This is a genomic window from Micromonospora chalcea, assembly GCF_028768405.1.
Lineage (GTDB): Bacteria > Actinomycetota > Actinomycetes > Mycobacteriales > Micromonosporaceae > Micromonospora > Micromonospora chalcea.
This window is the reverse complement of record NZ_CP118233.1, coordinates 4,122,284-4,135,004: the sequence shown is the minus strand read 5'-3', so window position 1 is coordinate 4,135,004 and position 12,721 is coordinate 4,122,284. Positions and strand designations below refer to the sequence as shown.

Annotated in this window: 15 protein-coding genes; 12 read left to right on the top strand and 3 right to left on the bottom strand. The window is 73.1% G+C overall.

Annotation, left to right across the window (positions count from 1 at the left end):
- Positions 1–51: 51 nt before the first annotated feature.
- Complete coding sequence (locus tag PVK74_RS18190; protein ID WP_069088015.1) at positions 52–279, bottom strand: GntR family transcriptional regulator; 228 nt, start codon at positions 277–279, stop codon at positions 52–54.
- A 283-nt stretch (positions 280–562) separates the two neighbouring features.
- Between PVK74_RS18190 and PVK74_RS18185 the strand changes: the two genes are divergently transcribed.
- From PVK74_RS18185 to PVK74_RS18135, 11 genes are all read left to right on the top strand, one after another.
- Positions 563–865: a DivIVA domain-containing protein gene (locus PVK74_RS18185; RefSeq protein WP_064446650.1), complete on the top strand. Its 303-nt coding sequence runs from the start codon at positions 563–565 to the stop codon at positions 863–865.
- Positions 862–1,107: a hypothetical protein gene (locus PVK74_RS18180; protein WP_069088016.1), complete on the top strand. Its 246-nt coding sequence runs from the start codon at positions 862–864 to the stop codon at positions 1,105–1,107. Before PVK74_RS18185 ends, PVK74_RS18180 begins: the two co-directional genes overlap by 4 nt.
- Positions 1,108–1,321: 214 nt before the next feature.
- Positions 1,322–2,527 carry a substrate-binding domain-containing protein gene (locus PVK74_RS18175; protein ID WP_166457657.1) on the top strand — a complete coding sequence of 402 codons (1,206 nt, stop codon included), beginning with the start codon at positions 1,322–1,324 and terminating at the stop codon, positions 2,525–2,527.
- Positions 2,528–2,530: 3 nt separating this feature from the next.
- Positions 2,531–3,274, top strand: a complete 744-nt coding sequence (locus PVK74_RS18170) for an ABC transporter ATP-binding protein (RefSeq protein ID WP_043328151.1) — start codon at positions 2,531–2,533, stop codon at positions 3,272–3,274.
- The gene (locus PVK74_RS18165) at positions 3,274–4,008 is read left to right on the top strand and encodes an ABC transporter ATP-binding protein (protein ID WP_274476856.1); all 735 of its coding nucleotides are present in this window, start codon (positions 3,274–3,276) and stop codon (positions 4,006–4,008) included. The genes PVK74_RS18170 and PVK74_RS18165 overlap by 1 nt, the downstream gene beginning before the upstream one ends.
- Positions 4,005–4,895, top strand: coding sequence for a branched-chain amino acid ABC transporter permease (locus PVK74_RS18160; RefSeq protein ID WP_174535301.1), 891 nt, complete (start codon positions 4,005–4,007; stop codon positions 4,893–4,895). Before PVK74_RS18165 ends, PVK74_RS18160 begins: the two co-directional genes overlap by 4 nt.
- Entirely contained in the window at positions 4,892–6,001 is a 1,110-nt protein-coding gene (locus tag PVK74_RS18155) for a branched-chain amino acid ABC transporter permease (RefSeq protein ID WP_043328156.1), read from the top strand. The genes PVK74_RS18160 and PVK74_RS18155 overlap by 4 nt, the downstream gene beginning before the upstream one ends.
- 118 nt (positions 6,002–6,119) lie before the next feature.
- Entirely contained in the window at positions 6,120–6,869 is a 750-nt protein-coding gene (locus tag PVK74_RS18150) for an SDR family NAD(P)-dependent oxidoreductase (RefSeq protein ID WP_210872121.1), read from the top strand.
- A 47-nt stretch (positions 6,870–6,916) separates the two neighbouring features.
- A complete protein-coding gene (locus tag PVK74_RS18145) occupies positions 6,917–9,037 on the top strand; it encodes a RecQ family ATP-dependent DNA helicase (protein WP_274476854.1) in 2,121 nt (706 codons plus the stop codon).
- Between the two features lie 123 nt (positions 9,038–9,160).
- Positions 9,161–9,391: a heavy-metal-associated domain-containing protein gene (locus PVK74_RS18140; RefSeq protein ID WP_043328162.1), complete on the top strand. Its 231-nt coding sequence runs from the start codon at positions 9,161–9,163 to the stop codon at positions 9,389–9,391.
- Positions 9,384–10,418, top strand: coding sequence for a hypothetical protein (locus PVK74_RS18135; RefSeq protein WP_069088023.1), 1,035 nt, complete (start codon positions 9,384–9,386; stop codon positions 10,416–10,418). The genes PVK74_RS18140 and PVK74_RS18135 overlap by 8 nt, the downstream gene beginning before the upstream one ends.
- A gap of 8 nt (positions 10,419–10,426) precedes the next feature.
- On the opposite strand, the gene PVK74_RS18130 is transcribed toward PVK74_RS18135, so the two are convergent.
- A complete protein-coding gene (locus PVK74_RS18130; protein WP_043328166.1) occupies positions 10,427–10,846 on the bottom strand; it encodes a helix-turn-helix domain-containing protein in 420 nt (139 codons plus the stop codon).
- A 192-nt stretch (positions 10,847–11,038) separates the two neighbouring features.
- Between PVK74_RS18130 and PVK74_RS18125 the strand changes: the two genes are divergently transcribed.
- Positions 11,039–11,467 (top strand): hypothetical protein, encoded by a 429-nt coding sequence (locus tag PVK74_RS18125; protein WP_113973475.1) that lies wholly within the window; start codon positions 11,039–11,041, stop codon positions 11,465–11,467.
- Positions 11,468–11,475: 8 nt separating this feature from the next.
- Here PVK74_RS18125 and PVK74_RS18120 read toward each other — a convergent pair whose 3' ends face one another.
- Complete coding sequence (locus tag PVK74_RS18120) at positions 11,476–12,624, bottom strand: class I SAM-dependent methyltransferase (protein ID WP_210887631.1); 1,149 nt, start codon at positions 12,622–12,624, stop codon at positions 11,476–11,478.
- Between the last annotated feature and the right edge of the window lie 97 nt (positions 12,625–12,721).

The following is a 12,721-nucleotide window of genomic DNA, read 5'->3' as shown; positions in this document are numbered from 1 at the left end:
ATCGGCGGGGCGGGGCGGGATGATGCCACCACCTCGGCGTAGTGGAGTTGATCAGGCCGGGGGTTCGGCTACGTAGGTGCCTCGGCCGGGCTGGCCGGTGATCAGCTCGCGATCGTGCAGCAACGACATCGCACGGTAGGCCGTGTTCATGTGGACGCCGTAGGACTCGGCCAACTCGCGGGTCGAGGGCAGCCGGTCGCCCGGCTTCAGCTCGCCACTCTTGATCTTCGCGGCGATGTCGTTGGCGATACGGCGGAACGGTGCTTCTGCTGTGGGCATGGTGGGGACTCCGGTTGGTTCGGCGAATCCGATCCTGCCCTACCTGCACAAGTAACTGCAACAAGTTGCCCAGCGCGTCGAGAGTGGAGGCTCGCGCATAACCAGATACTGGTGTAGGTTGAGTCGCGTCCGGCTCCGGTTGGTTCGGCAAACCTCGGGAGTCGGACCCGGATTGGGCTCCGGGGCCGTACCGCCGAACGGGCTGCGGTCTCGGGGTCGGCGGCCCGCCCGCGTCCCCTGTCTGCGGGCGGGCCGCCTCCACGGCTCGGTGAGGAGGATCGGCGTGCGAAACGTGCTCAACCTGTTCAAGTCGGCGCGGCGTAACCGGACCCGGAGGCCGCCGAACCAGGGCTGGTACCGCTCGGAGTCGTGCCGGCCGCTGAGCGTCGGGCAGATCCGCGAGCGGAAGTTCCGCACCGTGCGGCACGGACTCGACCCGGCGGAGGTGCACGCCTTCCTCTACCGGGTGGCCGGTGACCTGGCGCTGGCCCGGCGCGACGCGTCCCGGTACGCCGAGGAGAACACCCGCATCAAGGCGGCGCTCAAGAGCTGGCAGTCCCGGTTCACGCCGGGCGCGCAGCGGTGAGCCGGGAGCGGTTCGTCGTACACCTGCCGGTTCTCGCGGCCGACCTCGACGGCGCGCGCGGGTTCGCGCGGGCCATCTGCCGGGCGCTCGGGTTCCTGGCCGACGTGGAGCGCGCCGGGACGACCGTGTCGCGGGAGGACGATCAGTCGGTACGCCACTGGGTCTGGTGCGACCGGCCGCGTGACGGTGGCCGGCGATGCGCACGGGCGGCCGACCATGACGGGGAATGCGGCGGGCGGTGACCGGCGCGATGGCGTGGGCCGACATTCCCGGCGAGGTGCGCGTGGTGGGTGCGGCCATCCCGGGTCGGCGCGGTTACGTGCCGATGTCCGGCGTTGTAACGAGCGGCCATCCTGTCCCGGGCACTTGTGTGCGCCGACCACATAGCCCGTGGGTGACGTCACTTCTAGCGTGAGCCGACAACTGACATTCCCCCTGTCCTCACCTGGAGTCGCAATGACGATCCGGCACACGCGACGGGTGTTCCTTACCGCCGCCACCTCGGTGGCGGTCGTTCTGGCCGCCACGGCCTGTGGCAGCCCGCAGGACACCGCATCCGGCGGCGGCGACGCCGCCGCCCCGGTCAAGGTCGGTCTGGTCTACTCCCAGTCCGGGCCGCTCGCCAGCTACGGCAAGCAGTACATCGAGGGCTTCAAGGCCGGCCTCGACTTCGCCACCAAGGGCACCGGCAAGGTCGGTGACCGCACGATCGAGGTGACCGAGGCCGACGACGCGGGCGACCCGGCCAAGGCCGTGTCCGCCGCGAAGGACCTCATCGGCAAGGGTACGAAGATCATCGCCGGGTCCACCTCCTCCGGGGTGGCGCTCCAGGTCGCGCCGATCGCCGCGCAGAACAAGGTGCTGTTCATCTCCGGCCCGGCCGCGACGGACGCGGTGACCGGCGCGAACAAGTACACGTTCCGCTCCGGCCGGCAGTCGTGGCAGGACGTGGTGACCGCCCGTTCGTTCATCGGCGACGCGGGCGGCAAGAAGGTAGTGGTGTTCGCGCAGGACGGCGCGTTCGGCGACGCGAACGAGGCCGCCGTCAAGGCCGTCATCGGCGGCGCGGGCGCGAACGTGAGCAGCGTCCGGGCACCGGCCAGCGCCACCGAGTTCACGCCGTTCGCCAGCCAGATCAAGGCCGCCAAGCCGGACCTGCTCTTCGTCGCCTGGGCGGGCACCACCGCCGGCGCCATGTGGCAGACGCTCGACCAGCAGGGCGTCCTCGCCTCCACCACCGTCGTCACCGGCCTGGACATCCGCGCCTCGTGGCCGACGTTCGGCGCGGCCGGCAGCAAGATCTCGTTCCTGTCGCACTACTTCGACGGCGCCAGCGACACCGAGGCCGCGAAGGCCGCGAAGGCGAAGGTGCCGGGCGGCACGCTCGACCTGTTCCACCCGGACGGGTTCGCCGCCGCGCAGATGGTCGTCCGGGCCGTGCAGGAAGGCGGCGACGACGTGGAGAAGATGGTCACCGCGCTGGAGGGCTGGGAGTTCGAGGGCGTCAAGGGCACCATGAAGATCCGCGCCGAGGACCACGCCCTGCTCCAGCCGATGTACCAGGCGAAGCTCTCCGGCAGCGGCACCACCTTCACGGCGACCGCGCAGAAGTCGCTCACCGGTGACGAGAGCGCGCCGCCGGTCGCGCAGATGAAGGGCTGACCGATGCTCGCCACCCGCGGTCTGACCTGGCGGATCGGTGAGGTCGCCATCGTCGACTCCGTCTACCTCGATCTGGCGCCGGGGGAGTTCCTCGGCGTTATCGGGCCCAACGGCGCCGGCAAGACCTCCCTGTTCAACCTGATCACCGGCCTGCGCCGGCCCACCGAGGGCACGGTCCTGCTGGACGGCGCGGACATCACCGCGCTTGCGCCGCACCGGCGTGCCCGGCTCGGACTGGGGCGTACCTTCCAGGCGTCCTCGGTCTTCGGCTCGCTGAGCGTGCGGGAGAACGTCCGGCTCGCCGTACAGGCACACCGGGGTGGCTCGATGAAGCTGTGGCGGCGGGCGGCGGCCGACCGGGAGGTGGCCGCCGCCGCCGACGCGGCGCTCGACCGGGTCGGCCTGCACCACAGGGGTACGGCGCTCGCCGGCACCCTGGCCCACGGCGAGAAGCGCAAGCTGGAGATCGCGCTGCTGCTCGCCGGTGAACCCCGGGTGATGCTGTTGGACGAGCCGATGGCCGGGGTGAGCGCCGAGGACGTGCCCGAGCTGGTCAGCGTGATCAAGTCGCTGACCGGGGACAGCGGCCGGGCGGTGCTCATGGTGGAACACCACATGGACGTGATCCTGGAACTGGCCGACCGGATCGCCGTGATGCACCACGGCGCGCTGCTGGCGTGCGACACCCCGGAGACGGTGATGGCGAACGCCACAGTGCAGGAGGCGTACCTGGGGGAGGCGCTCTGATGGCGGAACCTGTCCTGTCCGTGGCGGACCTGTCCGTGCGGATCGCCGGGCTGCACATCCTCCAGGGCGTGTCGTTCGAGGTCGCGCCGACCGGCGTGACGGTGCTGCTCGGGCGCAACGGCGTCGGCAAGACCACCACGCTGCGCGCGATCGTCGGGCTGACGCCGCGCGGCGGCGAGGTGCGCGGCAGCGTACGCATGGGGGCGCGCAGCCTGCTCGCCCGCCCCACCCACCGGCTGGTCCGTGACGGTCTCGGCTACGTGCCGGAGGACCGCTGCGTCTTCGCCGGGCTCACCGTCGCGGAGAACCTGCGGCTGGCCGAACGGCGCGGCGTCACGCCCGCGTACGACAAGGTCTTCTCGCTCTTCCCGGAGCTGGAGCGGCGCGGACGGCAACGGGCCGGCTCGCTGTCCGGCGGGCAGCAGCAGATGCTCGCGATCGGCCGGGTGCTGCTCAACGACAACCGGCTGCTGCTCGTCGACGAGCCGACGAAAGGGCTGGCGCCGAAGGTGGTGACCGAAGTGGCCGAGGTGCTGGAACGGGTCGCGGAATCCGTGCCGGTGCTGCTGGTCGAGCAGAACCTGGCGGTGGTACGGCGGCTGGCGACCGACGCGGTGGTGCTCTCCGCCGGCAAGGTCGCCTGGACCGGTGACGCCCAGGAGTTGCTGCTGGAGACCGCGTTGACGAAGTCGTTGCTCGGTGTGGGTTCTGGCTCCGGGGAGGTGCACGCGTGAACACCGTGGTCCTGCTGACGCTGACCGGGCTGGGCCTGGCGGCGCTGTACTTCCTCGTCGCCTCCGGCCTGTCCCTCGTGTTCGGCCTCGCCGACGTGCTCAACTTCGCGCACGGGCTGTTCCTCGGCGTCGGCGCGTACGCGACGTGGTGGGCCTCGGGCAACCTGCCCGGCGCCGGGCCGGACGGGTTCGGCTTCGTGTTCGCCGTCGTCTTCGGCGTGCTGGCCGGTTCGCTCGTCGCGGTGCTGGTGGAGCTGGTGCTGATCCGGCCGCTCTACTCCCGCACCATCGAGCAGGTGCTCGTCACCGTCGGCCTGTCGCTGGCCGGGGTGGCGCTGCTCCAGGCCACCTGGGGCGCGGACCCGCGGCCGTTCCCGCGCCCGGACTGGAGCCGGGGCGTCACATCGGTGCTCGGCGCCCAGGTGCCGAACGCCGGGCTGCTGCTGATCGTCGCCGCCGTCGTGGTGCTCGGCGCGCTGCTGGCGTTCCTGCGCTGGACCCGGTACGGCCTGATCATCCGGGCCGGCGTGGAGAACCGGGAGATGGTGACGGCGCTCGGCATCGACGTGCGCAAGGCGTTCACGCTGGTCTTCGCGATCGGCGGGGCCGCCGCCGCGCTGGCCGGCGCGCTCGGCGGCGTCTACTTCGGCACCGTCTCGCCGGGGCAGGGCGGCTCACTGCTGATCTTCGCGTTCATCGTGGTGGTGATCGGCGGGATGGGCTCGGTGGTCGGGTCCGCGTACGCGGCGGTCGCGGTGGGGCTGCTGCAACAGTTCGTCAACTACTACGGCACGTCCGGGCTGGGCGACCTGTGCGTGGTCGGTCTGCTCGCCGTGGTGCTGCTGCTGCGTCCGCAGGGCCTGGCCGGAAAGGTGGCTCACGCATGACCAACTCGGTGGTCGACGCGCCTCCGGCGCAGGTGCCCGACGAACTGACTCCCGGGCGTTCCCGCTGGCACGGCCTGCGTCCGTACCTGCCGTTGGTGGCCCTGGTGGTGGCGGCGATCCTGCCGTACTCGACGCTGAACCTGCCCGGGATCTTCGAGGGGCCGCTGAACTCGCCGGGCACGCTGCAACTGCTCGCCATCTGCCTGGTGTTCGGCGGGCTCGCGGCCGGATACGACCTGCTGTTCGGGCGGACCGGAATGCTCTCCTTCGGCCACGCCCTCTACTTCGCCGCCGGCGTGTACGGCACCGACATCCTGGTCACCAAGGCCGGGCTGCCGCTGTGGCAGGCCGCCGTGCTCACGGTGATCGGCGGAACCACGCTCGCCGCGCTGCTCGGCGCGGTGGCGCTGCGCACCGTCGGTATCGCGTTCGCCATGGTGACGCTGGCGTTCGCGCAGGTCGGGGCGATCCTGGTGGCCCGCGACTTCGGTGGCCTCACCGGCGGCGAGGAGGGCCTGCCGCTGGACGTGTCGGGGCTGCCGGCTGCCTTGGTGGGCGTCACCAACACGGTGAACCTGTACTGGCTGGCGCTGGCGTACCTGGCCATAGTGGTCCTGGTCGTGCACCGGGTCAGCGCCTCGCCGACCGGGCGGGTGCTGGCCGGGCTGCGCGACGACGAGCGGCGGATCGGGGTGCTCGGGCTCGACCCGTACCGGTTCAAGCTGGTCGCGTTCACGCTCGCGGGCGGGCTCGCGTCGGCCGGTGGGGTGGTCTACGTGCTGATCGTCGGCGGCGCCAGCCCGCACATCACCTCGTCGGAGCTGACGCTGTCGCTGCTGGTCATGGTGGTGCTCGGTGGCCCCGGTACGCGATGGGGGCCGGTGCTGGGCGGCGTCCTCTACATGTACCTGGACCACCGGCTCACCGCGTTCGGCAGCAGCGACGCGGTGAACAGCCTGCCCGCGTTCCTCAGTCACCCGCTGAGCCAGCCGCTGTTCGTCCTGGGCACGGTGTTCATCCTGGCCGTCTACTTCTTCCCCGGCGGCCTGGCCAGCCTGCGCTCCCGCGTGACCCCCCTCCTGAAGGCCCTCCACCGCCCCCGCTGACCTCCGGCCCCCTCCCTCCACCCCGTTGATCAAGGAGTTTGTGTCCTGATTTCGCGGTTAGGATGACGCAAACTCCTTGATCAACGGGGAGAGTGGGGAGCGGGGAAGGGGAGCGGTCATGGGGGAGCGGCGGCTGGCTGTGGTCAGTGGGGGTGGGACCGGGATCGGGGCTGCCGTGGCGCGGGGGCTCGTCGGGGACGGATTCGACGTTCTCGTGGTGGGGCGGCGGGGGGACGTGCTCGACGCCGCCGCGCGGCGGATCTCTGACGAGAGCGGGCGGGACGGGGCGGTCACGGCCGTCGTCGCCGACCTGACCGATCCGGGGCAGGTCGGCGCGGTCGTGGACGCCGTGGGTGAGCGCGCCGTGGACGCCGTCGTCAACAACGCCGGTGGATTCCTGGGCGGGTCCACCGATTCGCTCGGCGGGGTGGCGGACTGGTGGCGGGCCAACCTGGACGCCAACGTGCTCACCGCCGTACTGCTCACCGAGGCGCTGCTGCCCGCCCTGCGCCGCCCCGGCGGCCGGGTTGTCCTGCTCAGCTCGATCGCCGCGCAGCGCGGCGGCGGCGGGCCGTACTCGGCAGCGAAGGCCGCGCTGCACGGCTGGGCGTACGACCTGGCCGCCCAACTCGGCCCGGACCAGATCACCGTGAACGTGGTCAGCCCCGGCTACGTGGCCGAGACCGAGTTCTTCGGCGACCGGATGACGCCCGAGGGGCACGCCAAGCGCGTCGCCGCCACGCTCGTCGGCCGGGCCGGTGTGCCGGACGACATCGCGGCGGCGGTCAGCTACCTGGTCGGCCCGTCCGCCGGGTACGTCACCGGGCAGGTGCTCGGCGTCAACGGCGGTTCCGTACTCGGCCGCTGACACGCGGAAGGGACGGCGGCCCCCGCCGCTCCTGGTAGAAATGCCGGATGAGCCAGGATCGGACGGCCGTACGGGAACGCGCCGAAGCGGTGCTGCGGCGGCTGGCGGGTGACCACGCCCGGCTGCGCGAGGACCAGTGGCGGGCCATCGAGGCGCTGGTGGTCGACCGGCGGCGGGTGCTCTGCGTGCAGCGCACCGGCTGGGGCAAGTCGGCCGTCTACTTCGTGGCGACCGCGCTGCTGCGCGAGGGCAACCGGCACGGGCCGACGGTGATCGTCTCGCCGCTGCTGGCGCTGATGCGCAACCAGGTCGAGTCGGCCGCCCGCGCCGGCATCCGGGCCCGCACCATCAACTCGGCGAACCTGGACGAGTGGGACGAGATCACCGCCGAGATCCACGCCGGGGCGGTCGACGTGCTGCTGATCAGCCCGGAGCGGCTGAACAACCCGGACTTCCGCGACGGCGTACTGCCGAAGCTCGCCGCCACCACCGGGCTGCTGGTGGTGGACGAGGCGCACTGCGTCTCCGACTGGGGGCACGACTTCCGCCCCGACTACCGGCGGCTGCGGACGTTCCTGGCGAACCTGCCCGAGCGCACGCCGGTGCTGGCCACCACCGCCACCGCCAACGCCCGGGTGACGCAGGACGTGGCCGAGCAACTCGGTGACGCGCTGGTGCTGCGGGGCACGCTCGACCGGGAGTCGCTGCGCCTGGGCGTATTCGATCTGCCGACCCCGGCGCACCGCCTGGCCTGGCTGGCCGACCACCTGGACCGGCTCCCCGGCTCGGGGATCGTCTACACGCTCACCGTGGCCGCGGCCACCGAGACGGCCGACTTCCTGCGCGGCCGGGGCTGGTCGGTCGCCTCCTACACCGGGCAGGCCGAGGACGCCGACCGGCGGGCCGCCGAACAGGACCTGCTCGACAACAAGATCAAGGCGCTGGTCGCCACCAGCGCGCTCGGCATGGGCTTCGACAAGCCCGACCTCGGCTTCGTGGTGCACCTGGGCGCGCCGCCCTCGCCGATCGCCTACTACCAGCAGGTCGGCCGCGCCGGCCGGGCCGTCGAGCACGCCGAGGTGCTGCTCCTGCCCGGCGTGGAGGACGCGGCCATCTGGCGGTACTTCGCCTCGCTCGCCTTCCCGCCCGAGGAGCAGGTCCGCGCCGTGCTGGCCGCGCTGGACACCGAGCGGCCGATCTCCACCCAGGCCCTCGAACCGGTGGTCGACCTGCGCCGGGCCCGGCTGGAGCTGATGCTCAAGGTGCTCGACGTGGACGGCGCGGTCCGCCGGGTGCGCGGCGGCTGGCTCGCCACCGGCGAGCCGTGGGTCTACGACGAGGCCCGGTTGCGGCGCGTCGCCGACGCGCGCGCCGCCGAGCAGCGGGCCATGCGGGAGTACGCCTCGACGTCCGGCTGCCGCATGCGCTACCTGCGGGAAGGGCTGGACGACACCGGGGCGGCCGACTGCGGGCGGTGCGACAACTGCGCCGGCCCGCTGTTCGAGGCAGCCGTCTCCGACGAGGCGCTGACCGCCGCGCAGACGTTCCTCGGGCGCCCCGGCGTGCCGATCCCGCCCAAGAAGCTCTGGCCGACCGGGTTGGAGGCGGTCGGCGTACCCCTGAAGGGCCGCATCGCCCCGGCGGAGCAGGCGCTGCCCGGCCGGGCCGTGGGACGCCTCTCCGACCTGGGGTGGGGCGGGCGGCTGCGCGGGCTGGTCGGGCCGGAGGCGCCCGACGGCCCGGTGCCCGACGACGTGGTGGCGGCCGTGGTCGAGGTGCTGAAGGCGTGGGCGCACGGCGACGACCCGTGGCCCCGGCGGCCGGTGGGCGTGGTGGCGGTCGGCTCGCGGACGCGACCGCTGCTGGTGGGCTCGCTGGCCGAGCGGATCGCCGCCGTGGGCCGGCTGCCGCTGCTCGGCCACGTCGTCCCGGCCGGTCCGTCCGGCGGCGGCGGGCCGCGCGGCAACAGCGCCCAGCGGGTACGCGCGCTGCACGACGCCTTCCGCCTGCCGGACGAGCTGGCCGACGCGCTGCCGGGGCTGGACGGGCCGGTGCTGCTGGTGGACGACCTGGTCGACTCGGGCTGGACCATGGCCATGGTGGCGCGGCTGCTGCGCCGGGCCGGCGCGCCGGACGTGCTGCCGCTGGCGCTCGCGGTGGCCGCCTGACCCGTCGCGTCCGCGTGACAGGTCCCGGCCGTCGAAAAGTTCCCGGCGCGGCCGGAATGCGAGCGTCGCCACCGTCGGCGGACCGTCGGCGGAGCCGCAGGTGACCGGCGGTACCGTGGGGTCATGACCGAGCAGCTACCCGTCGTCCAGACGTATGCCGTGACCGGGATGACCTGCGAACACTGCGTCCGGGCGGTGACCGAGGAGCTGTCCGCGCTGCCCGGCGTCGAGGAGGTCCGGATCGATCTGGCCGGTGGCACCGCCACCGTCACCAGTGACGCCCCGCTGGCGGTCGAGTCGGTCCGTGCCGCCGTGGACGAGGCGGGTTACGAGCTGGTCGGCGGCGGTGCCTGAGTCGTCGTCCGGCACGTCCGGCACCGGCGTCGTCCCCGACGACGCCGTGGCCGGCGCGACACCGCCCCGCGCCGGGGTGGCCGCGGGCGGCCCGGTCGCGGTGGATCGGGAGACGCTGCGGTTGGCCCTGGTGGTGGGCGGGCTCGTGCTCGCCGTGCTGCTCGGCTTCGGGCTCGGCCGGATGAACGCGCCCGCCGACCCGGCGCGGCCCGCAGCCACGGCGAGCGGGGCCACCACGGGCGACGGCGGCATGCACGCCCACGCGCCCGGCACCGGCGCGCACTCCCACGACGGCGCCACCGTCACCCAGGGCGGCGGCGACGGCGCGGCCGGGCTGTCGATCACCTCGGCCGGTTACACGCTGGTCCCGTCGAACGCCGAGCTGACCGCCGGCCGCGCCGGTGAGCTGCGCTTCCAGATCCGCGACGACAAGCGCCGCGCGGTCACCCGGTTCGCCGTGGTGCACGACAAGCCGATGCATGTGATCGTGGTGCGCCGTGACCTGAGCGGTTACCTGCACCTGCACCCCACGATGGCCGCCGACGGCACCTGGTCGGTGCCGCTCGGGCCGATCGAGGCGGGCTCCTGGCGGATGTACGCGGACTTCACCGCCGTCGCCGACGACGGTGGACAGGTCGCCGTGGTACTCGGCGCCGACCTGGCCGCGCCCGGCGCGTACCGGCCCCGGCCGTTGCCCGCCGCCGCGACGTCGGCCACCGTCGACGGGTTCACCGCCGCGTACACGGGCACCCCGGAGGTGGGACGCTCGGTGCCGCTGCGGTTCCGGATCACCGGCGCGGACGGCGCGGCAGCGCCGCTTCAGCCGTACCTCGGCGCGTTCGGGCACCTGGTCGCGCTGCGCGAGGGCGACCTCGGTTACCTGCACGTACACCCGGAGCCGGTGCGCGACGGCGACGAGGTGACGTTCTGGCTGACCGCGCCGGGGCCGGGCAACTACCGGATGTTCCTGGACTTCCAGGTCGGCGGCGTGGTGCGGACCGCCGAGTTCACGCTGACGGTGGCCTGAGCCCTCGGTCAGCCGGCGCGGCGGACCGGGCGGCGGGCCAGGTAGCGGAGCAGATCGCGGATGTGGTGCTTCTCCTCGGCGGGCACGCTCGGGTCGGCCAGCCGGTCCAGGATCACCCGCACGTCGGCCTCCACCGGACCCTCCTCGGCACCTCGGCGGCGCGGCACCGGACCGGCGTCGGGCAGGCCCAGCGCGCGGAACGCGGCCGCCACGGGCAGGTCGAGAGCGGCGCAGAAGCCGCGCACCTTGGCGAGTTCGGGGTAGTCCTGCCAGTCGCCGGCCAGCCAGCGGAACACCGTCGAGCGGCCGACTCCGGTGTGGGTGGCCAGATCGGTGACCGTCCAGCCGCGTTCCTCGCGCGCGTCGTCGATGGCCCGGCGTACGAAGCGCGCGAAGGCCATCTGCGGCGAAACGTCTGCCGAACCCATCCCTGTCGGATCTGCCCCTCCCGCCGGTGGCCCGGCTCTGCCGATCGAGCCTAGTACGCCGGGGCGCAGAAGTAACTGACTGATCGGTCCGGAGATCTCGTCGGCGGGACTCGGTGAATGCGGAAGCTTGCTTCGGGTAATGCGCTTCGGGTAATAGGCTGAGTGAACCCTGAGAATCGATGGAGGAGAAGCATGGCCGAGCCGGACCGTCCCGTACCGCATCGCCCCGGCGCGGTGAGCCTCTTCTTCGTGGCCAAGGCCGCGTTGTTCGCTCTCGGCTTCTGGATCTGGCTGCTGGTGCTGGCGGTACGCGGTGGCGAGGCGACCGGCGTACACCTGATCGCCGCGACCGGCGCGATCTGCACCACGCTGGCCTCGGTGGTGTTGGGAGCGCGGATGGCGTTGCAGCGCAACGCCGCCCTCCGGCATGCCGAGCTGAAGCGGATGCTCGTGGACATCTCGTGGAACGCCTTCGCCGCCGCCGGCAACGCCGAGCAGTTCGGCGGGAAGGTGGTGCCGTTCCCGACCGCGGCCGAGGACGGCGAGCGGCCCGCCAACCGTGGTGAGCGCGTGTCTGTGCTGGACCGGGGCGATCGCAACCGGGGCGACCGGGGGCGGTAGCGCGCCCCTCAGGCCCGCTCCGCCAGCAGCGTCTCCAGCCGGGGCGTCACGCCCCACTGGCCGACCAGGTCGCGATACTCGGCGCGCTGCCCGTCGGTCGGCGCTCCGGCCGTCCGGCGTGCCCGGATGAGCAGGTTGCGCGGCGTGTGCTGGGAGTCGATGAACTCCACCACCTCGGCGCGGTACCCGTGCAGGCGCAGCAGACCGGCCCGCAGCGCGTCGGTCAGCACGTCGGCGAACCGCTCCCGGAGGATGCCCTGCCGGGTCAGCAGCTCGTACGGCCCCGGCGCCGGGCGCGCCCGGAGCTGGGCGGCCAGGTCGTGGTGGCAGCAGGGCGCGGCGAGCACCCAGCGGGCGTCCCAGCGCACCGCCCGGGCCAGCGCCTCGTCGGTGGCGGTGTCGCAGGCGTGCAGCGCGAGCACCAGGTCCGGCGCCGGTTCGACGGGCGCCTCGGCGATGGTGCCGGCCACGAAGCTGACCCGGTCGGCCCAGCCCAGCCGCTCGGCCAGCTCGGTGTTGCGGCGGCGCTGGTCCTCGCGTACGTCCACGCCGACGAGTGTCACGTCCAGGCCGCGCCGCAGCAGGTAGCGGTAGGCGGCGAAGGTCAGGTACGCGTTGCCGCAGCCCAGGTCCACCACCCGCAGCGCGCCGGTGAGGTCGTCGGGCAGCGTCGCGGCCAGCGCGCGCAGGAACGCGTCGACCTGCCGGCGTTTGGCCGCCGAGCCGCCGATCTCCTTGAAGAGGGGATCACCCGGGTCGAGCAGCCACTCCTTGGCCCGGTCGTGCCGCTCCGGCTCGCCGGCGGTACGGCTGGCCGCCGCGCGGTGCACCTGCGCCTCACCGGACTTCGTCACCCGGAGCTGGATCGTGGCGTCGGCGGTCTCGACGTGCCAGTTGCCGAACGGCTCGGCGAGCAGTTCGTCCACCGCGGCGTCGGCCTCGGCTCCCGGCGCCACGTTGCGGGTGTGCGGCCGTGACCCGTCGGAAGTGGCGATCTGCAACCGGGGGCCGCTCTTGAGCGCGACCGGGCGCAGTTCCGCGCGTACCACCGAGGGACGCTGCCCACGACGCCGCCCGGCGGCCACCGCCCGGGTCAGCCCCGGCGCGAGCAGCAGCGTCCGTACCTCGGCGAGCGCCGATTCCAGCGCTTCCGGCATCCCTACCTACCTCTCCAGTTCTCCACCCACCCCGCCGACCTGGTCGATCATGAGGTTGGCCGTACGTGAGCACGGCGTGTCGCGCCGTCAACTTCAT